Annotated in this window: 24 protein-coding genes; 16 read left to right on the top strand and 8 right to left on the bottom strand. The window is 62.8% G+C overall.

The window, feature by feature from the left end; all coding sequences use genetic code 11:
- Positions 1–9: 9 nt before the first annotated feature.
- The 6 genes from AC1DPX_RS31400 (at position 10) to AC1DPX_RS31375 (ending at position 5091) form a co-directional block, all read left to right on the top strand.
- Positions 10–990: a sugar ABC transporter substrate-binding protein gene (locus AC1DPX_RS31400; protein WP_477241636.1), complete on the top strand. Its 981-nt coding sequence runs from the start codon at positions 10–12 to the stop codon at positions 988–990.
- A 250-nt stretch (positions 991–1240) separates the two neighbouring features.
- Positions 1241–2242, top strand: coding sequence for an ABC transporter permease (locus tag AC1DPX_RS31395; protein ID WP_202359464.1), 1002 nt, complete (start codon positions 1241–1243; stop codon positions 2240–2242).
- Positions 2242–3066 carry an ATP-binding cassette domain-containing protein gene (locus AC1DPX_RS31390; RefSeq protein ID WP_202355196.1) on the top strand — a complete coding sequence of 275 codons (825 nt, stop codon included), beginning with the start codon at positions 2242–2244 and terminating at the stop codon, positions 3064–3066. Before AC1DPX_RS31395 ends, AC1DPX_RS31390 begins: the two co-directional genes overlap by 1 nt.
- 106 nt (positions 3067–3172) lie before the next feature.
- The gene (locus AC1DPX_RS31385; protein WP_202355195.1) at positions 3173–3484 is read left to right on the top strand and encodes a MocE family 2Fe-2S type ferredoxin; all 312 of its coding nucleotides are present in this window, start codon (positions 3173–3175) and stop codon (positions 3482–3484) included.
- Between the two features lies 1 nt (position 3485).
- Positions 3486–4268 carry a TIM barrel protein gene (locus AC1DPX_RS31380; protein WP_477241634.1) on the top strand — a complete coding sequence of 261 codons (783 nt, stop codon included), beginning with the start codon at positions 3486–3488 and terminating at the stop codon, positions 4266–4268.
- A 10-nt stretch (positions 4269–4278) separates the two neighbouring features.
- Positions 4279–5091 carry a 3-methyl-2-oxobutanoate hydroxymethyltransferase gene (locus AC1DPX_RS31375; protein ID WP_202355193.1) on the top strand — a complete coding sequence of 271 codons (813 nt, stop codon included), beginning with the start codon at positions 4279–4281 and terminating at the stop codon, positions 5089–5091.
- Between the two features lie 85 nt (positions 5092–5176).
- On the opposite strand, the gene AC1DPX_RS31370 is transcribed toward AC1DPX_RS31375, so the two are convergent.
- Together AC1DPX_RS31370 and AC1DPX_RS31365 are read right to left on the bottom strand one after the other, a co-directional pair.
- Positions 5177–6010, bottom strand: a complete 834-nt coding sequence (locus AC1DPX_RS31370; protein ID WP_202355192.1) for a L,D-transpeptidase — start codon at positions 6008–6010, stop codon at positions 5177–5179.
- Positions 6011–6185: 175 nt separating this feature from the next.
- Positions 6186–6845 (bottom strand): haloacid dehalogenase type II, encoded by a 660-nt coding sequence (locus tag AC1DPX_RS31365; RefSeq protein WP_202355191.1) that lies wholly within the window; start codon positions 6843–6845, stop codon positions 6186–6188.
- Between the two features lie 154 nt (positions 6846–6999).
- Between AC1DPX_RS31365 and AC1DPX_RS31360 the strand changes: the two genes are divergently transcribed.
- From AC1DPX_RS31360 to AC1DPX_RS31345, 4 genes are all read left to right on the top strand, one after another.
- A complete protein-coding gene (locus AC1DPX_RS31360) occupies positions 7000–7881 on the top strand; it encodes a branched-chain amino acid aminotransferase (RefSeq protein WP_202355190.1) in 882 nt (293 codons plus the stop codon).
- Between the two features lie 177 nt (positions 7882–8058).
- The gene (locus AC1DPX_RS31355; RefSeq protein WP_095786539.1) at positions 8059–8658 is read left to right on the top strand and encodes a superoxide dismutase; all 600 of its coding nucleotides are present in this window, start codon (positions 8059–8061) and stop codon (positions 8656–8658) included.
- Positions 8659–8818: 160 nt separating this feature from the next.
- The gene (locus AC1DPX_RS31350) at positions 8819–9256 is read left to right on the top strand and encodes a c-type cytochrome (RefSeq protein ID WP_202355189.1); all 438 of its coding nucleotides are present in this window, start codon (positions 8819–8821) and stop codon (positions 9254–9256) included.
- A gap of 9 nt (positions 9257–9265) precedes the next feature.
- Entirely contained in the window at positions 9266–10213 is a 948-nt protein-coding gene (locus AC1DPX_RS31345; RefSeq protein ID WP_477241706.1) for a cytochrome c, read from the top strand.
- A 135-nt stretch (positions 10214–10348) separates the two neighbouring features.
- On the opposite strand, the gene AC1DPX_RS31340 is transcribed toward AC1DPX_RS31345, so the two are convergent.
- The 3 genes from AC1DPX_RS31340 to AC1DPX_RS31330 form a co-directional block, all read right to left on the bottom strand.
- Complete coding sequence (locus tag AC1DPX_RS31340) at positions 10349–10738, bottom strand: SET domain-containing protein (RefSeq protein WP_284277519.1); 390 nt, start codon at positions 10736–10738, stop codon at positions 10349–10351.
- Positions 10739–10890: 152 nt separating this feature from the next.
- On the bottom strand, positions 10891–11517 hold the full coding sequence (locus tag AC1DPX_RS31335) for a LysE family translocator (protein ID WP_477241633.1): 627 nt from the start codon (positions 11515–11517) through the stop codon (positions 10891–10893).
- The gene (locus AC1DPX_RS31330) at positions 11514–13637 is read right to left on the bottom strand and encodes a S9 family peptidase (RefSeq protein WP_477241631.1); all 2124 of its coding nucleotides are present in this window, start codon (positions 13635–13637) and stop codon (positions 11514–11516) included. The genes AC1DPX_RS31335 and AC1DPX_RS31330 overlap by 4 nt, the downstream gene beginning before the upstream one ends.
- Positions 13638–13753: 116 nt before the next feature.
- Here AC1DPX_RS31330 and AC1DPX_RS31325 point away from each other — a divergent pair, with 116 nt between their 5' ends.
- Together AC1DPX_RS31325 and AC1DPX_RS31320 are read left to right on the top strand one after the other, a co-directional pair.
- Complete coding sequence (locus tag AC1DPX_RS31325) at positions 13754–14122, top strand: SH3 domain-containing protein (RefSeq protein WP_202355185.1); 369 nt, start codon at positions 13754–13756, stop codon at positions 14120–14122.
- A gap of 445 nt (positions 14123–14567) precedes the next feature.
- Positions 14568–14993 (top strand): Ros/MucR family transcriptional regulator, encoded by a 426-nt coding sequence (locus tag AC1DPX_RS31320; RefSeq protein ID WP_202355184.1) that lies wholly within the window; start codon positions 14568–14570, stop codon positions 14991–14993.
- A gap of 90 nt (positions 14994–15083) precedes the next feature.
- Here the strand turns inward: AC1DPX_RS31320 and AC1DPX_RS31315 are convergent, their stop codons facing one another.
- Both AC1DPX_RS31315 and AC1DPX_RS31310 read right to left on the bottom strand, forming a co-directional pair.
- On the bottom strand, positions 15084–15512 hold the full coding sequence (locus AC1DPX_RS31315) for a SufE family protein (RefSeq protein WP_095770788.1): 429 nt from the start codon (positions 15510–15512) through the stop codon (positions 15084–15086).
- A gap of 100 nt (positions 15513–15612) precedes the next feature.
- Positions 15613–15963 carry a DUF5330 domain-containing protein gene (locus AC1DPX_RS31310; RefSeq protein ID WP_095791376.1) on the bottom strand — a complete coding sequence of 117 codons (351 nt, stop codon included), beginning with the start codon at positions 15961–15963 and terminating at the stop codon, positions 15613–15615.
- A 531-nt stretch (positions 15964–16494) separates the two neighbouring features.
- Here AC1DPX_RS31310 and AC1DPX_RS31305 point away from each other — a divergent pair.
- The 3 genes from AC1DPX_RS31305 (at position 16495) to AC1DPX_RS31295 (ending at position 19461) form a co-directional block, all read left to right on the top strand.
- A complete protein-coding gene (locus tag AC1DPX_RS31305; RefSeq protein WP_477241629.1) occupies positions 16495–18243 on the top strand; it encodes a sensor histidine kinase in 1749 nt (582 codons plus the stop codon).
- A complete protein-coding gene (locus AC1DPX_RS31300; protein WP_477241627.1) occupies positions 18218–19045 on the top strand; it encodes a peptidoglycan-binding domain-containing protein in 828 nt (275 codons plus the stop codon). Before AC1DPX_RS31305 ends, AC1DPX_RS31300 begins: the two co-directional genes overlap by 26 nt.
- A gap of 68 nt (positions 19046–19113) precedes the next feature.
- Positions 19114–19461, top strand: a complete 348-nt coding sequence (locus AC1DPX_RS31295) for a DUF1491 family protein (protein WP_202355182.1) — start codon at positions 19114–19116, stop codon at positions 19459–19461.
- Here the strand turns inward: AC1DPX_RS31295 and AC1DPX_RS31290 are convergent.
- Positions 19439–20473: a hypothetical protein gene (locus AC1DPX_RS31290; RefSeq protein ID WP_477241625.1), complete on the bottom strand. Its 1035-nt coding sequence runs from the start codon at positions 20471–20473 to the stop codon at positions 19439–19441. The genes AC1DPX_RS31295 and AC1DPX_RS31290 overlap by 23 nt on opposite strands.
- Positions 20474–20683: 210 nt before the next feature.
- On the opposite strand from AC1DPX_RS31290, the gene AC1DPX_RS31285 reads away from it, so the two are divergent.
- Complete coding sequence (locus AC1DPX_RS31285; RefSeq protein WP_244730439.1) at positions 20684–20869, top strand: hypothetical protein; 186 nt, start codon at positions 20684–20686, stop codon at positions 20867–20869.
- Positions 20870–20913: the final 44 nt, after the last annotated feature.

The following is a 20913-nucleotide window of genomic DNA, read 5'->3' as shown; positions in this document are numbered from 1 at the left end:
AGGAATGAAATGAAAACGATCAGGAAACTGCTGACGGCGATCATGCTTGCGGGCGTGGCAGCGACATCGGCCACGTCGGCCATGGCTGATGGGGCGAAGATCTTCGTCATTGGCGGCAAGGCGGACGACCCGTTCTGGTCGAAGGTCAAGAAGGGTGCCGACGATGCCGGCAAGGTCGCCGAGCTGACCGGCGGCTCCGTGACCTGGCTCGGTCCGCAGAATTACGACAATCTCGGTCCGGATGCGGCCAAGCTGATCCGCACCGCGCTCAGCCAGAAGCCGAGCGCCATTGTCGGCCCCGACTGGGTGCCGGAGGCGATGGACGACGCTTTCAAGGAAGTCGTTGCCGCCGGCGTGCCGCTCATCATCTACAATTCCGGGGGCATGGACGCGGCCAAGCGCCTCGGCGCCATGAACTATGTCGGCAATGAAGAATATGCGGCGGGCCTCGGTGGCGGCACCTATTACGGCAGCCATGGCGCCAAGAACGTTCTATGCGTCAACACCTTGCCTGGTGCCACCAACACCGAAGACCGCTGCAAGGGTATTRCCGACGCCATCGCCAAGAGTGGCGGCAAGTCCAGCCAGTTGCCGTTGCCCTCATCCAGCTTCGGCAATCCGACTGCGGTCGCCGAGGCGATCAAGGCGGCCGTGCTGAAGGACAACACCATCGACGGTGTCATCACCATCAGCGCCGGCGACGCCAACAGCGCCGCCAACGCGATCAGCCAGGCCAATGCCGGCGACAAGGTGAAGCTTGCTTCCTTCGACATGGATGAGACCGGCCTGCAGCGCATCAAGGCCGGCACGCAGATGTTCGCTGTCGACCAGCAGCCCTATCTGCAGGGCTATCTCGCGGTCTCGCTGCTGAACGGCTTCGTCAATTACGGGCTCGACTTGCCGACCAGACCGGTGCTGACCGGACCGGGGATCGTCGACGCCGCCAATGTCGACGCGACAATGGCCGGTGCCGCGGCCGGCGCTCGCTAGCGCCACTTGGCCTTCTCCCCTTGTGGGAGAAGGTGGATCGGCGCGTAGCGCCGAGACGGTTGAGGGGTGCGTGACGGGGTGCTGTCACCGCCAAGCTGGAACACCCCTCAACCGTCGCCTTCGGCGACACCTTCTCCCACAAGGGGAGAAGGGGAGCCGCGTTTCAAGCCACAACGCCAGGGACATTTCGATGACATCCCAAGCCCAATCCGCGATGGCGGCCACCGCGCCACCCCCTCAGCATTCTTCGATGCCCTCGATCGGCAGCCTGGTGCGGCGCCCCGAAGTCGGCTCGCTGATCGGCATGGTCGCCGTTCTGGTCTTTTTCTCGATCTTCGGCGGCGCCAATTTCATGTCGGCCGGGGGGGCCGCGAGCTGGCTCAACGTCGCCTCCGAACTCGGCATCATCGCGCTTCCCATCGGGCTGCTGATGATCGCCGGGCATCTCGATCTCTCCGTCGGTTCGATGGTTCCCGCCAGTTCAATGACCATCGCCATCCTGTCGGGCCATTACGGCCTGCCGATCATCGTCGGCATACTCGCCGCGCTCGGCCTTGGGCTGGCCGTCGGCTTCATCAACGGCGTGCTGGTGATCCGCACCAAGGTGCCGTCTTTCGTCGTTACGCTCGCCACGCTGTTCGCATTGGCCGGCCTGACGCTCGGCCTCTCGGTCATCCTGTCCGGCAGCACCAGCGTCGCGCTGAAGAGCGGCCCCACTGCCAAGCTTCTGTTCGGCGACTATCTCGGCGGCAAGTTCGAGGTGACGCTGTTCTGGTGGATCGCCGCCATCCTGATCGTCGGCTTCATCCTGAATTTCTCGCGCTTCGGCAACTGGATCCTGGCCATGGGCGGCGACGCGGTGAGCGCCCGCAATGCCGGCATCCCGACCGACCGGGTGACCATCGCGCTGTTCATGAGCAGCGGCCTGTGCGCTTCCTTCGTCGGCATGTCGCAGGCGATCCTCTACAACAGCGCCCAGGTGGCCGCCGGGCAGTCCTTCATCTTCAACTCGATCATCGCGGTGGTCATCGGCGGCGTGCTGCTCACCGGGGGCTACGGTTCGGTGGTCGGCATCGTTTTGGGCACGCTGACCTTCGCCATCGTCAACCAGGGCATTTTCTACACCGGCTTCGACGCCAACTGGGCGAGCCTGATCATCGGCGTCCTGCTGCTCGCCGCCGTGTTGATGAACAACACCTTCCGCACCATGGCGCTCACCTACGCGCCGCGCACCAAATCGAGGGTCCGCTGATGACGACGCCCCTGCTCAGGCTGACTGGAATCAACAAGTCGTTCGGCCCGATCGACGTGCTCCACGACATCTCGCTCGAGGTCAACCGAGGCGAGGTGCTGTGCCTGCTCGGCGACAATGGCGCCGGCAAGTCGACGCTGATCAAGATCCTCTCCGGCGTCCACAGGCCAACATCGGGCACGATGGAAATGGACGGCAGATCCGTCGCCTTCGACAGCCCCCGCGACGCCAGCGACCATGGCATCGCCACCGTTCACCAGTTCGGCGGCACGTTCCCGCTGATGAGCATCGGCCGCTCTTTCTTCGTCGGCGCGGAACCGACGCGGCGCTGGGGGCCGCTCACCATCTATGACCGCAAGCGGGCCAATGAGATCGCCGTCACCGAGATGCGCCAGCTCGGCATCACCCGCATCGACGACGGCGATCGCCTCGTCGGCGGATTGTCGGGTGGCGAACGCCAGGCGCTGGCGATCGCACGCGCCGTGCATTTCGGCGCGAGCGTGCTGATCCTCGACGAACCGACCGCCGCACTCGGCGTCAAGGAGGCGGCGCATGTACTGCGCATTGTGCTCCAGGCTCGGCGCAAGGGCATCGCGGTGATCTTCATCACCCACAATGTCGTCCATGCGCTCACCGTCGGCGACCACTTCGCCGTCCTCATCAGGGGCGCCAAGGCCGCCGACTTCCGCAAGGGCGAGAAAAGCCGCGAGGCGATCACCGACCTTATGGCGGGAGGCGAGCAGATGGCCGAGTTGGAAGCCGAGATCGAGAGCTTCTCGGCGGCTGACGATGGGCATGCGCCGCAGGGCGCGACCCATGCGTGACCAGTGAAGACGCCCATCTCCTCCTCCCGGGCATCTTCCTGTAGGGCCGGCGGAAATCCCGCTGGTCGCCTTTTCGACCAACCAAAGAACAGACGGCAGAGTGGCTATGGCAAAATGGATTGATGCGTGCGCGACCGATGACATCGACGAAGAGGACGTCATCCGCTTCGATCACGAGGGCCGAACATTCGCCATCTACCGCAGTCCCGACGATGCCTTCTTCTGCACCGACGGGCTGTGCACGCATGAGAAGGTGCATCTGAGCGACGGGCTGGTTATGGAACACCGGATCGAATGCCCGAAACACAGCGGCGTGTTCGATTACCGGACCGGCGAAGCGCTGCGCGCACCGGTCTGCGTGAACCTGAAAACCTACGCCACCAAGGTCGAGGACGGCCGCGTGTACATCGAGGTCTGACATGTCCGATACGTTTACGCTTGCCGCCTGCGCCGAGATGCTGTGGCGCGACAGGCCGATGGAATGGCGCGTCAAGCGCCTCACCGAAATGGGTTTTCAGGTGGGCCTGTGGAACTGGCCCGAGCATGATCTCGCAATGTTGGAAAGATCCGGCGCCACCTTCTCGATCATGAACGGCTATCTCCGCGGCAGGCTGGCCGATGATGAGGGTGCGGCCGAGCTGTTGAAGACGGCGAAGGAGACGGCCGCGGTCGGCAAGCGCCTCGGCGTCGCTCGGCTCAATCTGCACGGGACGGGGCTCGGCGATCGCGGCCTTCCGGTCATGCCCTGCGAGACCGTCACCGGCGTCATGTGGCTCAAGGCGCGCGACACGCTGAACCGCGTTGCCGACCTTGCCGAGGCGGAAGGCGTGACCTTCACGCTGGAGAATCTGAACCTGCCGGTCGACCATCCCGGCGTGCCGTTCGGGCGCGCCGAGGATACGCTTGCCTTGGTATCCAGCGTCAACCGGCCGGGTCTGCGCCTCAATCTCGACCTCTACCATGCGCAGATCGGCGAAGGAAATCTGATCGAACTGTGCCGCGCCTGCCTGCCATGGATCGGCGAGGTCCAGGTGGCCGACGTGCCCGGACGCATGGAGCCTGGCAGCGGCGAGATCAATTACCGGGGCATTGCCCATGCGCTGAAGGACATGGGCTATCGTGGGCCGGTCGGCATGGAGGCATTCGCCTCCGGTGCCCCTGAAGTGGCCCTGCAGGCCTTTCGCGAAACTTTCACCGTCTGAGGGAAAAACAATGGTCACCAAGAACAGCCGGCCCACCGTCGCCGACATCCGAGCCATGAAGAGCCGCGGGCAAAAGATCTCCATGCTCTACGTCACCTCGCTCGAAGAAGCGGCCGCGGCCGACGCGGCCGGCGTCGACATGCTTTCGATCGAGGGCCGCTTCTTCTCTCCTGAGATGCGCGAGGCCGCCGGCCGCTGCTTCGTGCAGGTAGGGCTTCCCTACGGTCCCGCAGGCAACCTGGTCACGGCGGCGGACTATCTGAAAACCGCCTACCACTTCATGCGCATCGGCGGCGACTGCTTCTACTGTGCCGCCTCGCTCGACATCCAGAAGACGCTCTGTGACAACGCCGTGCCGGTCGTCGCCCATGTCGGCCTGATCCCCTCGCAATGCACCTGGACCGGCGGCTTCAAGGCCGTCGGCAGGACGGCCGAGAGCGCGCGTGCGGTGTGGGACCACGTCAAGCGCCTTGAAACCATCGGCTGCTTCGGCGCCGAGCTGGAAGTGGTGCCGGACCGGATTGCCGAACTGATCACCAAGAGCACGCCGATGATCATGCTTGGCATGGGCGCCGGACCGCATGCCGATGCGCAGTACCTGTTCAGCGAGGACGTGCTTGGCCACACCTCAGGCCACAAGCCGCGCCACGCCAAGACTTACCGCAACTTCGCCGCCGAGTATGAGCGGCTGCAGCGGGAACGCATCGCCGCCTATCGCGAGTTCATCTCAGACGTGCAGACGGGCGCCTACCCCGAGCCGCAGCATGTCGTCGCGATCGCCGACGAAGAGCTGGCGGCGTTCAGGGCTCCGCTTGGCCTCTGACGGATGCCCCGGCCCCGAAATCGCAGGCTGTGGGCACCGGCATGCATGAAAGGAGCGACGGCTGGCCGTCGCTCCCCCGACAAGCTCAGAAGATCGCGTTCGTGACCGCCTTGACCGGGCCGAGCAGCACCGATCCGTCCGGCACGCCGGCGTCGATCGGGATGGCCTTGCGGTTCGCCGTCGCTGCCGCCGCCGCCATCGGCTGGCTGGCGTCGCTGGTCACGATGACGGGGGTTTTCGACGGCACGCGGTCGTATAGGTCGATGATGTCCTGGTTCATCAGGCGAACGCAGCCGGATGAGACCGACTTGCCGATCGACTTCCATTCCGGCGAGCCGTGCAGGCGGTAAAGCGTGTCCACATTGCCCTGGAAGAGATAGAGCGCGCGGGCGCCGAGCGGGTTCTTCAGCCCGCCGGGCATGCCGCCATTGTCGGCGCTGTATGGCTTCAATTCCGGCTGCCGGGCGATCATTTCATCCGGCGGCGTCCATTTTGGCCATTTCTGCTTCCACTGTACGACAGCGTCGCCCGACCATTCGAAGCCGGCCCGGCCGAGACCTACGCCATAGCGGATCGCCTGGCCGCCCGGACGAACCAGATAGAGGAAATGGCCCGTCGTATCGACGACGATCGTTCCCGGCTTCTGACCGGTCGGGTCGGGAACGATCTGGCGCAGGAACTGCGGATCGATCCTGTCGAAGGGGATGGGCGGGAGGTCGAATCCGCCATCGCTGACGGCCGCGTACATCGACGCATAGTCGGCAAGCGGGGGCTCGACATAGGTCGGCGGCGGTGGCTCCACCGGTCCCGGCCCGGTGGTGGCGCATGCGGAAACCGCGATCGATGCGGCGCCCAATGCTGCGGCGTTGAGAAAGCCGCGACGGCTCAGGCGATAGGATTCGATTTCGGTTGTGGACATGGCTGCCTTCTTTAGGACTCAAATCGCAACAAAGCGTCAATACGCCGACGACCGTTGCAGGTGCCTGACAACACCTGGGGCGATAGGCGGTTCCGATTCTGGCCCGAACGTGGACAAACAAAGGCGAAGCTGTGACTGCGCCGCAACTGTGGCGCCAGGGCCACAGGTCGACGGTTCAGGCGGTGACCAGGGCTTCGAGGGTCGGCAGGATCAGGGCCGGCGGAAAGTCCCGGTATTCCTCGGGTTGGTTGGAGCGGTTGATCCACACCGTGCGGAAGCCGAATTTGGTGGCGCCCGCAATGTCCCAGCGATTGGAGGACTGGAAGGACACCGCGCCGGGATAGAGGCGCCAGCCTGTGGCGACCATGTCGTAGACCGCCGGATCGGTCTTGAAGCGCCGCACCGTATCGACCGAATAGATGTCGTCCAGAACCTGGTCGAGCGCCGCGGATTTGACCGCCGCTTCCAGCATCTCGGGCGAGCCGTTGGAGAGGATCGCCAGCCTGGCTCCTGACGCCTTGAGCGCCTTCAGCACGGCCGGCACTTCCGGGTAGCAGTCCAGCCGCCAGTAGGCTTCCAGCAGTTTTGTCCTGAGGCCGGGATCGGCGGAGGGGACCTTGCGCAAGGCGAAGTCGAGCGCCTGTTCGGTCAGCTGCCAGAAGTCCGCATAGGCGCCCATCAGCGTGCGCACCCAGGAATATTCGAGCTGCTTGGCGCGCCAGATCTCGGACAGCAACTGGCCCTCCGGACCGATCTGGTCGGCATGGCGGCGCACGGCGGCGTGCACGTCGAACAGCGTGCCGTAGGCGTCGAAAACATAGGCGGCGTATTGCATGGCGACAGTTTTGAGGCGAGGCGGGGCAAGGTGCAAGCCTTGATTGCATCGCACCACCGCTGGCCTCAACAAAACTCCCGGATGCCCGTTGACGGCCACGGCCAAAGCATCATCCAATGTTGTCACACAAGATTGATCGGAACGGGACAACGCGATGACACTGGCGGCAGCGGCGCAATCCGCGACATGGACTTTCGTCGACGGCGACTGGTACGAGGGCAATGTCGCCATTCTGGGCCCGCGCAGCCACGCCATGTGGCTTGGCACCAGCGTCTTCGACGGGGCGCGCTGGTTCGAGGGCGTGGCGCCCGACCTCGACCTCCACGCCAGGCGGGTGAACGCCTCGGCGATCGCGCTCGGCCTCAAGCCGAACATGTCGCCTGAACAGATCGTCGGGCTGACCTGGGACGGATTGAAGAAGTTCGATGGCAAGACCGCGGTCTATGTCAGGCCGATGTACTGGGCAGAGCATGGCGGCTACATGGGCGTGCCGGCCGATCCCGCTTCGACCCGTTTTTGCCTCTGCCTCTATGAATCGCCGATGATTTCGCCGACCGGGTTTTCGGTGACGGTGTCGCCGTTCCGGCGCCCGACGATCGAGACCATGCCTACCAACGCCAAGGCCGGCTGCCTCTATCCCAATAATGGCCGCGCCATCCTCGAAGCCAAGATGCGTGGCTTCGACAATGCGCTGGTGCTGGACATGCTGGGCAACGTCGCCGAGACCGGAAGCTCCAACATCTTCCTGGTCAAGGACGGCCACGTGCTGACGCCGGCGCCGAACGGCACCTTCCTGTCCGGCATCACACGCTCGCGCACGATGACGCTGCTGGGCGAGTACGGCTTCAAGACGACGGAGAAGACGCTGTCGGTGCGCGATTTCCTCGAAGCGGACGAAATATTCTCGACCGGGAACCATTCCAAGGTGGTGCCGGTCACCCGCATCGAGGATCGCAATCTGCAACCCGGACCGGTGGCCAAGAAGGCGCGCGAGCTTTATTGGGACTGGGCGCATTCGTCGGCATCGGCCGGCTGAGGCGTCGGTTCGGCCTTTTTGTCGCTGCGCGCTTCACCCCAGGAAAACCGTGTGACAGTTTTCCGGAACCCGCTTAGAAAGGGAACCGGCKCTTCACTTCCGGAGTTGTTCCAGCTCAATCCAGTCCTATGTTAGTCCGGTATCGACACCGGATTTTTCCACGAGGGAGTACTACCCATGGCTTTTGAATTGCCCGCTCTGCCTTACGACTATGAGGCTTTGCAGCCTTACATGTCGAAAGAGACGCTGGAGTATCACCACGACAAGCACCACAAGGCCTATGTCGACAACGGCAACAAGCTGGCCGCCGAGGCCGGAATGGGTGATCTGTCGGTCGAAGAGGTGGTCAAGCAGTCGTTCGGCAAGAATGCCGGTCTCTTCAACAATGCCGCGCAGCATTACAACCACATCCATTTCTGGAAGTGGATGAAGAAGGGCGGCGGCGGCAACAAGCTGCCGGGCGCGCTGCAGAAGGCTTTCGACAGCGATCTCGGCGGCTACGACAAGTTCAAGGCCGATTTCATCGCCGCCGGCACGACGCAGTTCGGTTCGGGCTGGGCCTGGGTTTCCGTCAAAGACGGCAAGCTGGCGATCTCGAAGACCCCGAATGGCGAAAACCCGCTCGTCCATGGCGCCTCGCCGATCCTCGGCGTCGACGTCTGGGAGCACTCCTACTACATCGACTATCGCAACGCGCGGCCGAAATATCTCGAGGCCTTCGTCGACAGCCTGATCAACTGGGATCATGTGCTGGAACTCTACGAAAAGGCGAAGTAATCGATCATCAGAAGGCCCCGGCAATCCCGGGGCTTTTTCTTTTCTGTGCCGATATCGGTGGCTGCGAAGGCCCGGAAAAAACCATCCGAGGAGAGGGAATATTCCGTCCGCCGCATCGTTAACGTCGTGTCCCAAATACCTTCATCACGGAGCCAAATGAATGAGAAAGCTTGTCATCGCCATCTCAATGCTCGCCTTCGCCGGTTCGGCGGCCTTTGCCGATCCGGTCCTCGACCGGCAGGCTCTGATGAAGGAGCGTGGAAAGATCGTCGGCGGTTTGGCGAAGGTCGCCAAGGGCGAGGACTCCTTTGATGCCGCTGCCGTGCTGACGCAGTTGCAGGCGCTGCAGGCGAATGCTGAAAAGTTCGATGTCGATACCTTGTTCCCGAAAGGCAGCGATGCCGGCGACACCACGGCGGGGCCGAAAATCTGGGAAGACACGGCCGGCTTCAAGGCCGCCGAGGACAAGTATCTGGCCAACGTCAAGGCCGCCGTCGCGGCGGCTCCCGCTGATGTCGACGCGCTGAAGGCGCAGGTCGGCGCCATCGGTTCGGACTGCGGCACCTGCCATCAGGGCTACAGGATCAAGAAAAGCTGATTGCCTGACATGGCATGGCTGAAGAAGCTCGTCGGCGCGACCCTCATCCTGGGTGGCGCTGGCGCGGCCGCTGGTTGGCTGCTGTCGGCGCCGGTCAGGCTCGATGCCGCGGCGCTGGCGCAACTTGGGCCGGGCGACGCGACCAAGGGCAAACGCATTTTCTATGCTGGCGGCTGCTCGTCCTGCCACGCCAAGCCGGGTTCGCAGGGCGATGCCCGGCTTCAACTGGTCGGCGGCCTCCAACTCAAGACGCAGTTTGGCACCTTTGTTCCGCCCAACATTTCGCAAGACCCCAAGGACGGCATCGGTGCGTGGTCGGTCGAGGATCTCGCCAATGCCATGCTCAAGGGTGTTTCACCATCCGGCCAGCATTTCTATCCGGCCTTCCCCTATGGCTCCTACGCCCGCATGAAGCCGTCGGATATTGCCGATCTCTATGCCTTCCTGAAGACGTTGCCCGCTGTCGCCGGCAAGGCGCCGGACAATTCGCTGGCGTTCCCGTTCAACATCAGGCGTGGCATCGGCCTGTGGAAGCGCCTTTACCTTGCCGACCAGCCTATTGTTGCCTTGGCCGATGGCGCGCCTGATCCGGTGGTGGTTGGCCGCTATCTGGTCGAGGGGCCGGGCCATTGCGGCGAGTGCCACACGCCGCGCGACTTCGCGGGCGGGATGAAGAAAGGCGAGTGGCTGGCGGGTGCCGTGGCAGCAGAAGGCCCAGGCGTCGTGCCCAACATCACATCGGGCAAGGGCGGCATCGCCAACTGGTCGGAAGCCGACATAGCCAACTACCTCGAAACCGGTTTCACACCCAATTTCGATTCCGTCGGCGGCGCGATGGTCGACGTGCAGCGCAATATGGCCGAGCTGACAGCAGGGGACCGCGCCGCGATCGCCGCCTATCTCAAGGCCGTACCGCCGCACCCCAACGGTTATCCGGCCCGCAAACCGGCAAGCTGAATTCCGCCTTTTAGCAAATCCAGGAAAAGTGTGAGCGGTTTTCCCGGGAAAAGCGTATAGCGCGCTTTCCCTTGGGAATTGCGGCAAAACAAAGAGTTAGAGTGGTTCACCGTTTCCATGAAACGGTGAAAGGCTCTAGAGGTGCCGGTCGCCGAGGAAGTCGAAGCCCGTCTCGAAGAAATGATTGTAGTTGCAGGTCAGTTCTTCCCCGGGTGCGATGTCGCGCAGCGCAAAGGTTTCCTCGGGCGAGGAGACATCGCAATTCGGCTCGTCGTCATGGTTCATGTAGCGGGCGTCGTCGGCTTCGAAGACGATGTAGGCCGGATCGCGCCGGTCCGGGTAGGAATAGCGGTCAAGATAGTTTTTCACCGGCCCGGTTTCGCCCTCATAGGTCTCGACGTCGATGATCCGGTCGAAGCGGGGGTCGAGCTTCCAGATCAGCGCACCCTTGGGGATGTGGTGCTTGGCAAAGACGCCGATGCCCTGGATCGGCGATTTGTCGAGATAGACGTCGACGAGCAGCATAATGGACCCTTGTGCGAGTACGGGCTTCATCGCCCGGGAAAGCCGTGCCTTGGGTAACGCGCGACTGTCGCAATTGCGAGTGGAAATGAGCAATGCGGAATTCAAAAAGTCATGATCGCCAAATCCAAAAGTGAACGTGCTGTCCCGAGCCCTCAGCGTTGCTGCAAGGCCAGGCGGACGCCCAGGGCGCAATAGATGCCGCCGACAACCTTGCCCTGCCATTTCATCACGGTCGGATTTCGGCGCAGGAAAGAGCCCAGGCGGCCGGCGCTCACGGCAAAGACGACCGTGCTGAAAAGACCGAGCACGACGAAGACAATGCCCAATACCGCCAACTGAAGCATCACCGTGCCGTTTTCGGGCCGCACGAACTGAGGCAGGAAGGCCAGGAAAAACAGCGCGGTCTTGGGATTGAGCACTTCGGTCAGGACGGCCTGCCGAAACGCCTTGCCGGCGGAGATGGCGAGCGCGCCGGCCGAGGGATCGGTCGGCGATTTCTCGATGATGGCCCGAATGCCGAGGTAAACGAGGTAGGCCGCGCCGATATATTTTACGATGCTGAACAGCGTCGCCGACGTGGCGATGATCGCCGAGATGCCGACCATCGCCATGACGGTGTGAAATATGTCGCCGGCCGCGATCCCGGCGCCGGTCGCAATCCCGACCTTCGTTCCAGAACTCGTTGCCCGGGCGATCGTCAACAGCGTGGCCGGACCCGGGATAAAGACAAAGCCGAGCACGACGGCGATATAGGCAATCAACGTGGACAGATCGATCATTTAAGCGTCTCCTCGACAAGCTGCGCCTTTCCCGTCACCTTCAGCGCGAAGGAATAAGTATAAGCGATCTCTTCCAGGCGTGAGAACCGGCCGGACGCGCCGGCATGGCCGGAATCCATGTTGATCTTGAACAGCACCGGATTGTCACCGCTCTTGCGGTCGCGCAAGCGCGCCACCCATTTGGCCGGTTCCCAATAGGTGACGCGCGGATCGGTGAGACCGGCGAGCGCCAGGATCGGCGGATAGTCGAGGGCCGCGACATTATCGTAGGGCGAGTAGGCTGCGATGGTCCGGTAGTCGTCGGCCGACGCGATCGGATTGCCCCATTCCGGCCATTCCGGCGGCGTCAGCGGCAGGGTCGCGTCGAGCATGGTGGTGAGCACGTCGACGAAGGGAACCTCGGCGACGATGCCGCCAAAGCAGTCCGGCGCCATGTTGGCAATGGCGCCCATCAGCATGCCGCCGGCCGAACCGCCTTGCGCGACCATGCGGTCATGCGCGGAATAACGCTCGGCAACGAGATGGCGCGCGCAGGCGATGAAATCCGTGAAGGTGTTCATCTTGTGCGCCCGCTTGCCGTCATCGTACCAGCCGTAGCCCTTGTCCTTGCCACCGCGGACATGGGCGATGGCGTAGACGAAGCCGCGGTCGACCAGCGACAGGCAGTTGGTGTTGAAGGCCGCCGGCACGGTGATGCCGTAGGAGCCGTAGCCGTAAAGCAGGCAAGGTGCCGATCCATCGAGCGGCGTGTCGCGATGATGCAGAAGCGAGATCGGCACCAGTTCGCCATCGGCGGCGGGCGCCATCAGTCGTCTGGTGACATAGTGGTCCGCATCATGACCGGATGGCACCTCCTGGGTCTTGAGCAAGACCCGCTCGCGGGTGCGCATATTGTAGTCGAACACCTGCGCCGGCGTCGTCATCGACGAATAGGAAAAGCGCATGATCTCGGTGTCGTATTCATAGGAGCCCGACAGGCCGAGCGAAAAAGCCTCCTCATCGAGAGACAGGAGATGCTCTTCGCCGCTGGCGCGGTCGCGCACGACGATGCGCGGCAGGCCCTCCTTGCGCTCGAGCCGGACCATATGGTCCTTGAAGCCGATCACCGACAGGATCAGCCGGCCCGGTTCATGCGGCACCAGTTCCCGCCAGTTGGCGCGGACCGGATCGACTGCCGGCGCCGTCATGATCTTGAAGTCCTTGGCGCCGTCCGCATTGGTCAGGATGAAGAAGATGTCGCCGCCTTCCTCCAGCTCATATTGAAGGCCGGTCTCGCGTGCTGACACCAGCCTGGGTTCGGCAAACGGATCGCTGGCGCTCAACAGGCGATATTCCGAGGTCTCGTGATCGTTGATGCCGATCATGATCCATTGGTTGTCGCGGGTGCCGTCGACATTCATGAAGAAGCCGGGATCGGTTTCCTCATAGATCAGGCGGTCGGTCTCAGGGTCCTGTCCAAGCGCGTGGAACAGCACCTTCGAGGGCCGGTGATTGGGGTCGAGACGCGTGTAGAAGAACCCGTCATTGCCTGCGTCCCACACGCCCGAGCCGCCTGTAGCGGGAATCTGGTCCGCCAGTTCCTTGCCATCGGCAAGGTCGCGAACGCGCAGCGTGTAGAACTCGGAGCCCTTGTCGTCGAAGGCCCACAACAGCTTGCGGTGATCGGCCGAATGGTCGACGCCGCCGAGCCGGAAATAGGCCTTGCCTTCCGCCTCGAGGTCGCCGTCGAGCAGGATCTGCTCGGTTCCGCCGTCGCGCGGCATGCGGAAATAGCGTGGCTGCTCGCCGCCGAGCTTGAAGGAAGACCCATAGGCGTAAGGCCCGTCCTTCATCGGAACCGAGGAATCGTCTTCCTTGATGCGGCCCTTCATCTCCTTGAAAAGCTGCTTCCGCAGGTCCGATGTGTCGGCCATCAGCTTCGACTGATAGGCATTCTCGGCGTCGAGTTCGGCGCGGATGCCCGCATCGAGCAGGGAAGGGTCGCGAAACATCTCCTGCCAGTTGTCGGCCCGCAGCCAGGCATATTCGTCGGTTCGCGTGATGCCGTGATGCGTGTCGAAGACCGGCCGCTTCTGCGGCGTCGGCGGGCTGGCGATCGGAAATAGGGAAGTCTTGGTCATTGCGTCTCGCTTGGGAACTTCTTGAATGATGAATGAACACGCCGATCAGGGTGGGTTCAAGTGCCGTAACCTAGAGGTGATGTCGGCTCCATGAGAATGGGCCGGGAGGAAAGATGATGACTATTCGATCTCGGATTGCAGCAGCCTTCGCCGTTGCTTCGCTGGCTCTGGTCTTTGCCGGTCAGTCTCATGCGACCGTATTCGCGGCTTGGCAAGTGGCCAATGTACCGTTCGGCGACACGCTCAACTTGCGCAAATATCCGTCCGCCACATCCCAGAAGCAGGCCGCATACCCGAACGGGACGGTCCTGCAGATGACCGGACGATGCACCGGCGGCGTAAACCTGCTCGACATCGCCAGTCAACCGGCATGGAAGCAACGGCAGACGGTTCGCTTTCGCTGGTGCGAAGTCTGGCACGACCCGGCCAAGAACGGTGAGTTCGTCACCGGCTGGGCCTATGGCAAGTACATCACCCCGTATTGATCATCGGCCGTCGATCAATCGTGATGCCGCCGGCGGGACATGCCGCCTGGCTGTCCGCAAAAAGATTGAGCGGCAACCTGCGGTTTCGTGGACAGATGTGAACAACCAAGATTGACGGCGTCCTGGCAAAGCAAACCAGAGCATTGACACTTGTTTTGTGAGTTATCGCGAATGTAACGATCAGCTGACGTAACGTCAGGCGATGTCGGTTTGGCGAGCGAAATATCGAAAAATTACGTGATGCACGAAAGATTGAAGCTGATTGGCGAATAGTTGATCAACTTTCCTAAATATAATGCAAAGGGCGAATTGACTTACTTGCTCTATGGTCGCATTGATGTGCCCGCGACACGAATCGTGGAAACTCTATCTGCTCAAAATTCGTGCGATGCCCTGCCTGTAAAAAAGGGCATATCGACGTAACTCTTGTTGGGGCCTGAAAACCATGGATATTGTCGAAACACCTTCCAGAAACAACGATGCGCTGATCGAGCTGACCGCCGATGTCGTGGCCGCCTATGTCAGCAACAACCCCGTGCCGGTCGGCGAATTGCCGAGCCTCATATCCGATGTCCATGCCGCTCTCGGGCGCGTGGGCGGAACCGCCGAACTGCCTCCTGCCGACAAGCAGAAGCCGGCTGTCAACCCGAAGCGTTCGGTTCATGACGACTACATTGTCTGTCTTGAAGACGGCAAGAAGTTCAAGTCGCTCAAGCGTCACCTGATGACCCACTATGATCTGACGCCGGACCAGTACCGCGAAAAGTGGAATCTCGACCCGAGCTATCCGATGGTTGCTCCGAACTATGCGGCAGCTCGCTCGCAGCTCGCCAAGAAGATGGGCCTTGGCCGCAAGCGCAAGGCGCGGTAATCGCTGCTCCGCCAGGTCGAACCGACATTGACGGCGCCTTCGGGCGCCGTTTGATTTTGGGAACAGGATTGCCGGCTGACCGGAGGGGCGTCAGGCGGTCTGCTTGAGCGCCATCTCGGCATCGCGCTTGATGCGCTTGACCATCGAGCGCAGGCCATTGGCGCGCTGCGGCGACAGATGCTCGTCCAGGCCGAGTGCCTTCAGCGTCGCTTCCGCATCGGTTTTCTGGATTTCGCTGGCCGTCCTTCCGGAAAACAGCGCCAGCATGATCGCGACCAGCCCGCGCACGATATGGGCGTCCGAATCCCCCGTGAAGGTGATGACCGGATCGCTGCCCGGTCCTTGTTCGGTGGTCAGCCAGACCTGGCTGACGCAACCCGGCACCTTGTTGGCGGCATTGCGCTCTTCATCAGGAAAGGGCGGCAGCGCCTCGCCGAGCTCGATGACGTAGCGATAGCGGTCCTCCCATTCGTCAAGGAAGGAGAAGTCGTCGCGGATCGTCTGGATCGTGGTCGTCATGACCCGGATATAGTCACGCGGCGGCCCCGCGTCACGGAAAAAACAAGGACACCGCGGGCGTCGAGAGGGCAGACTGCCCGCGGTGCGCCGTCGAGACGGCTTAATTCTTGACCGGCAGGTTGACGGTCTCGGGCAGGACGATCTCTTCCGCCACGCTGCCCGTCATTGTCGAAGTGTCGGGGCCGGTGGACTTGTCGTCCAGCATGGCGGCAGCGATCTTGGCGGTTTCCTTGGCGCGGGCGGTGATGGTGTGCATCGCCGACTTGCCGGTCTCACAGACATCGGGCTTGCGCTCGCAGATGCCGGCAATGTCGCCCACCGCGTCACGTGCCGCGAACAGGGCCTGGATCGGCCCGACGCTTTCCTGCCCCGGCTCGTCGGAACCGACACTCAGCGGCAGCGCCAAAAGCACCAGTGAAAACCAGAAAGCCATTCTTATCAGGAAGAACATGCCTTGCCTCTCGTCGTGACCGGATCATGCATCATGGCATGACCTCTTTTATGGGCAGGATGTTGGCACACAGGCACAAAGGACGGCTTGCGTGCACAGCGACAATTTTCCTCAAATTTTAGGCAAATTCGAAACGAAGCGTTTTGCCATGGATTTGTTTCATATCGGGACGATTTTAGTTACCTCTTGATAACCATCTATCTGGTTGTTTCCATTGAAATTTCCTGGAATTCGATCGGGTCTCTCCCAATCCATGATCCACTGACGGCAAGCGTTCGCAGATAACCCTCCATTTACTATGGCGGCATTTGCCCGGGTTTTCGGCAGCAAGCATCCCGATATTTGCCACAGGCCGGGCTTTGGTCGGCCCTGCCTTATCCATTCCTTAAACGCTGGATGAGAGTTTCGGAGCCAACCAAAACAATCTGCAAAAGCAGAACTGTTCACGACGAGTGCGAGTGCGTTGAGTTGATGCCGATCAAGGCCAGATACGCTGAATTGCCTGGCGCGATTGCCGCCGGTTGCGAACGTATGGTCCATCCCTCCATTCTTGGACAGAGCGGCCGCGAGCGCCAGCGCCGTTTCATCGGCGTCATGCTGGCGGCGCCATTCTTTGCCGCCGGTGCCGCGGTCACGCTGGTCACGTCAGGCATGGGCGCCGCTGTGACCATGGCCGCCATTTTCGCCGCCTTCGGTCTGTGCTGGTTCGTCGCCTTGCTGGTGGCGGCGACCGGCAAGATGGCCGCGGCCGCCCCAATCGCCTTGGCGATGGCGGCTGTTGCCCTTGGCGGCCTCATCGCCGCCGCCGGCGGGTTGAGCTCTCCCGTCGCCATGCTTGCCGTGGCGCTGCCCTTCGAAGCCTGGTGGATCGGTGCTTCGCGGCGCGCGGCCCTGTGGGGAGCGGTCTCGGCCATTGCCGCCATTGTCCTTCAGCCTCTGGCAGCGGCCTTCCTGCCCTTCGCGGGCGCGCAGATCGCGGCCTGGCATTGGCTGGTGCCGCTGGCCTGGGCGCTGACGCTGATCCCGCGCCTGTCGGCGTTTCGCGACAGCAGCGGTGCGGCCGATACGCACGAGACCGGCGACCGGCTGGAAGACATCATCGATGCGGTGATCCTGCGGGTCGCCCGTCACGGCGAGGTGCTCGATGCGTCCGCCAAGGCGCGCACGCTTTTGAAATTGCCGCCGGAACTGCTTTCCGGAACCGGCTTCTTCGACCGTGTCCATCTGTCGGACCGTGTCTCCTATCTCAGCGCCCTGGCGGACATGCGCGATGGTGCGGCCTCGCGCCGCCTGGAACTGCGCGTCAGGCTGCCCCAGAACGGCAATGGCCAGAATAACATGCGTTCGATGGCCGACAACTACCGGCCGTTCCTGCTCGAACTGCTGCGTGGCGAGGAGCAGAGCGACGTCTTCACGCTGGTGCTGCGCGAGAATGACGAGACGGCCCGGCTGCGTGAGGAACTCCTGCAGGCCAATGAGACGGCGGCAGCCGCGGAAGTGGCCAAAGGCCGGTTCCTGGCGGTGGTCAGCCATGAACTGCGCACGCCGCTGAACGCCATCATCGGCTTTTCGGACATGCTGCTGCACGAGATGTTCGGCGCCTTCAAGGATCCGCGCCAGAAGGAATATGTCACTCTGGTGCGGGATTCCGGCCAGCATCTTCTGGCCGTCGTGACATCCATACTCGACGTATCGAGGATCGAAGCGGGCGCCTACACGGCGGACCCGGAGCCGTTCCGGTTCATGGAAGCCGTCGACATGTGCCAGTCGATGATGCGGCTGCAGGCGCAGGCCAAGAACATCGACCTGCAGACGCAGATCGCTCCCGACGCCGGCGACATCAATGCCGATCGCCGCGCCGTGCAGCAGATCCTGATCAATCTCGTCTCCAATGCCATCAAGTTCACGCCTGACGGCGGCGATGTCGTCGTCGGCGCCAAGCGCATCGGCTCGCGCCTGCATTTCTGGGTCAGGGACACCGGCATCGGCATCGCCGAGGAGGATTTCGCCAATCTCGGCAAGCCCTTCACGCAGATCCAGAACGACTATACGCGCCGTTTCGAGGGGACCGGCCTTGGCCTGTCACTGGTGAAGGGGCTGGTGGCGCTGCACGAAGGCACCATGTCGATCGAAAGCATGCCGGGCGAGGGCACCACGGTGACCATCAGCCTGCCGGTCAACGGGCCGAAGGGGCGCCCGGCGAACGAGGCGGGGGTGCTGACGATGCCGGTGACGAGGGCGAAAGGGGACAGAAATGGCTCGCTCCGCAAAACAGCCTAAGGCGGTCAAACGCCGCGGCAACGCCTTCCAGGACGGCGCAATGGCCGTCGGCGGGATGATTTCGCGCAACCCCGTCCTGGTGGGCGGATCGACGGCATTCCTGGTGACGCTGTTCTATGTCTCGGCGAATGCGCTGTGGTATCAGCCTTTCCCGCATGCCGGGGCGTTCTTCGCCACCCGCCATTTCCAGGGTTTTCCGCACACCACCTCCGATGAGCCGGAGACGACGATCAACATCGTGCGGCCCAATGCGGCGCCCGCCCCGATGAAGGGCGATCCGGTGGTCGAGCAGGTGCAAGGCATATTGAAGGATCTCGACTTCTATTCCGGCACGGTCGACGGCATTTCCGGCCCCAACACGCGCAAGGCCATCCAGGCCTACCAGCAGAAGGTCGGTCTCAACGCTTCCGGTGAGATCGATGCGCTTCTGCTCGATCAGCTTGGCGCAACGCCGAAGACCGCCTCCGTGCCCAGACCGCAGCCGCGGCCGGATACGCAGGCCGCCGTTCCGGTTTCCTTGCAGACAAGTTCCGGGCAGACAAATTCCGGGCAGACAAATTCCGGGCAGGCGACTGCCGGGCAGGCGGATGCCGGCCCGACCCAGGGACCCGACCCCCGCATCGTCAAGATCCAGGCCGGGCTGAAGGCGTTCGGCAATGACGACATGCAGCTGGATGGTGTCGTCGGTGCGCGCACCAAGGCGGCGATCAAGGAATTCCAGTCGCTGTTCGGCCTGCCGCAGACCGGCGAACCCGACGAGATCGTCTACGTCAAGATGCGCGAAATCGGCCTGACCAACTGATCGGGAAGCGACGGCTCGCCGAGCGGCGGAAATATCGCTAGATAGCCCGCACGGTTTGCGGAGTTTTCATGCGCGTCACATCGGATTTGTGGGTTTCTGCCCTGGTGCGCCGGGTTTTCAGCGCCGGCGGCTTTGCCGCCGTGGTCAACCGTGGCGCGACCGAGGCCGGTGCTGTTTTCGTGCTGACGCGGGGCAGGTTGGGTGACGTCGCCCTCTACGGGCCGGCGCCGCAGACAAGCTATGATTCGGCAAAGCCCGACGACCGCTTTTTCAGCCTTCTCGCCGCCGGTGATGATCCGGCCATGCTCGATGCCCGTCTTGAAAAGGAAAAGAAATTCGATCCCGACATCTGGGTGGTCGAGATCGAGGCCGGCACCGTTCCCGTCGAGGAGCTTATTTCCGTGAAGACGCCCTGAGGGCGGGAGCCGCGGCTTCGTCGCTGTTCGATGCCTTGCGGCTGTCGCTGTTTGCGGGCGAGGCGTCACGAACCATCCTGGAAAGGGCCTCGGCCTTCCATCCTCGCACCCTGTCCAGAGCCACGTCGCGATGCAGCAGGCGGTAGCGGTCGAGATAGGTGCGAATGGCCTGCGGATGCGGGAACAGGCCGGGGTAGATGGCGACCGTGATCAGGAAGGCCCTGTCTTCGCTGAAGTCGAGCGAGCGCAGCGCCGCGAGCAATGAGGCATAGTTCTGGCTGGCGGTCAGCGAGCGCGCGGTCGAGAAATCAATGTCGAGAGCATCCGCAAGCGCGGTCTGGAAGAAAGCGGCGTTTCCCGTCAGCGCCGTCTCGCGCAGTTTGACATAGGTATCCGCGCCAGGGAACGCATCGACCTTGGCCGCCGATGCTTCGTCGCCGGTGCGCATCATGGAGCGCAGCCTGCGCCGCGCATTCTCGGCGGCAATGCCGGGAGACTGTTGGTTCGTCGCGCTCTCTCCGGCCATTTCCGCATTTGCGGTGATCGCGGCTGGCGCCGTGGGGGCTTGCACGTCCGCTTCCCGCACCCGCACCAGTGTCGGCCGTTCGAGCGCCCTGATCAGGTCGGCAATGGTCGGGTTCAGGTCCTTGCGGCGCGCTATGGCGCGCGCATGCGGCAGGCCGTGGCGGCCGATCAGCGCGATCAGGTCGATATCGCTGACGGCGCGCGAGCGGATCAGCAGCGGCGCGGCAATGTCGACCGGTTCCTCGCACAGGCGGCGCACGAGTGCCGCGGGCGCGTATTCGCATTCGGAAAGGGCGGCGGCCACGTATCGTCGCGATTCGACGGACACATCGTCAAACAGCGGCAGCGTCAGGTCTTCGAGCTGGCCGATCTCGCGGCGCGATGGGCGGGTCAGCGAGCAGAACGCCGACACCGCGGCGCGGAACAGCCTTTCGGCCTTGCCCGATTCCGTTCGTATCGCGATTTGCCTGAAGTCCGAAGATGACACGAAGGATACCCGATACTCGATACACAGCCTTGAGCACGCTCAACCGGGACTGTGTCGGTTTCGCGATTGCCCCGGTCAGAACCTCCTGACCTCAAGACAAAGATCAAGTTAGCGGTGATCCGTTAGCGCTCCGTTAACCCTCTGCCTGCCTTAATGATATTTGGAGGCGTTGCGTTGTGCTCCGGGGAAACCGAGAGGAATGCGCGAATCATGGGCATGGTACTGTCTTTCGTGCCGCGTGCGGCACCGACCAATCGAACCAAGCAAACCACCGAAATACCGGCGGCGGTGATCATCTTTCCCGGCATCCGCTATGAGCGGTCCGCCACCGGCGAAGCGCGGCCTGCCGGGCCCGACAAGCCGGGATCGCCACGGACACCGGTGCCTCACCACTGAAGCCTTGGTCTGGTCCGTCGGGTTATCGGCCTCGGGCCTTTGAC

Source organism: Mesorhizobium sp. 01N446, from assembly GCF_056399285.1.
Note: the sequence above shows the minus strand (reverse complement) of the source record. Positions and strands in the feature narration are given on the sequence as shown.

What these genes read in the sequence shown, in the direction of transcription:
- AC1DPX_RS31395 (WP_202359464.1), top strand. Translation starts at nt 1,241, where the DNA reads ATGCCCTCGATCGGCAGCCTGGTGCGGCGCCCCGAAGTCGGCTCGCTG.
- AC1DPX_RS31390 (WP_202355196.1), top strand. Translation starts at nt 2,242, where the DNA reads ATGACGACGCCCCTGCTCAGGCTGACTGGAATCAACAAGTCGTTCGGC.
- AC1DPX_RS31385 (WP_202355195.1), top strand. Translation starts at nt 3,173, where the DNA reads ATGGCAAAATGGATTGATGCGTGCGCGACCGATGACATCGACGAAGAG.
- AC1DPX_RS31380 (WP_477241634.1), top strand. Translation starts at nt 3,486, where the DNA reads ATGTCCGATACGTTTACGCTTGCCGCCTGCGCCGAGATGCTGTGGCGC.
- AC1DPX_RS31375 (WP_202355193.1), top strand. Translation starts at nt 4,279, where the DNA reads ATGGTCACCAAGAACAGCCGGCCCACCGTCGCCGACATCCGAGCCATG.
- AC1DPX_RS31370 (WP_202355192.1), bottom strand. Translation starts at nt 6,010, where the DNA reads ATGTCCACAACCGAAATCGAATCCTATCGCCTGAGCCGTCGCGGCTTT.
- AC1DPX_RS31365 (WP_202355191.1), bottom strand. Translation starts at nt 6,845, where the DNA reads ATGCAATACGCCGCCTATGTTTTCGACGCCTACGGCACGCTGTTCGAC.
- AC1DPX_RS31360 (WP_202355190.1), top strand. Translation starts at nt 7,000, where the DNA reads ATGACACTGGCGGCAGCGGCGCAATCCGCGACATGGACTTTCGTCGAC.
- AC1DPX_RS31355 (WP_095786539.1), top strand. Translation starts at nt 8,059, where the DNA reads ATGGCTTTTGAATTGCCCGCTCTGCCTTACGACTATGAGGCTTTGCAG.
- AC1DPX_RS31350 (WP_202355189.1), top strand. Translation starts at nt 8,819, where the DNA reads ATGAGAAAGCTTGTCATCGCCATCTCAATGCTCGCCTTCGCCGGTTCG.
- AC1DPX_RS31345 (WP_477241706.1), top strand. Translation starts at nt 9,266, where the DNA reads ATGGCATGGCTGAAGAAGCTCGTCGGCGCGACCCTCATCCTGGGTGGC.
- AC1DPX_RS31340 (WP_284277519.1), bottom strand. Translation starts at nt 10,738, where the DNA reads ATGCTGCTCGTCGACGTCTATCTCGACAAATCGCCGATCCAGGGCATC.
- AC1DPX_RS31335 (WP_477241633.1), bottom strand. Translation starts at nt 11,517, where the DNA reads ATGATCGATCTGTCCACGTTGATTGCCTATATCGCCGTCGTGCTCGGC.
- AC1DPX_RS31330 (WP_477241631.1), bottom strand. Translation starts at nt 13,637, where the DNA reads ATGACCAAGACTTCCCTATTTCCGATCGCCAGCCCGCCGACGCCGCAG.
- AC1DPX_RS31325 (WP_202355185.1), top strand. Translation starts at nt 13,754, where the DNA reads ATGACTATTCGATCTCGGATTGCAGCAGCCTTCGCCGTTGCTTCGCTG.
- AC1DPX_RS31320 (WP_202355184.1), top strand. Translation starts at nt 14,568, where the DNA reads ATGGATATTGTCGAAACACCTTCCAGAAACAACGATGCGCTGATCGAG.
- AC1DPX_RS31315 (WP_095770788.1), bottom strand. Translation starts at nt 15,512, where the DNA reads ATGACGACCACGATCCAGACGATCCGCGACGACTTCTCCTTCCTTGAC.
- AC1DPX_RS31310 (WP_095791376.1), bottom strand. Translation starts at nt 15,963, where the DNA reads ATGTTCTTCCTGATAAGAATGGCTTTCTGGTTTTCACTGGTGCTTTTG.
- AC1DPX_RS31305 (WP_477241629.1), top strand. Translation starts at nt 16,495, where the DNA reads ATGGTCCATCCCTCCATTCTTGGACAGAGCGGCCGCGAGCGCCAGCGC.
- AC1DPX_RS31300 (WP_477241627.1), top strand. Translation starts at nt 18,218, where the DNA reads ATGGCTCGCTCCGCAAAACAGCCTAAGGCGGTCAAACGCCGCGGCAAC.
- AC1DPX_RS31295 (WP_202355182.1), top strand. Translation starts at nt 19,114, where the DNA reads ATGCGCGTCACATCGGATTTGTGGGTTTCTGCCCTGGTGCGCCGGGTT.
- AC1DPX_RS31285 (WP_244730439.1), top strand. Translation starts at nt 20,684, where the DNA reads ATGGGCATGGTACTGTCTTTCGTGCCGCGTGCGGCACCGACCAATCGA.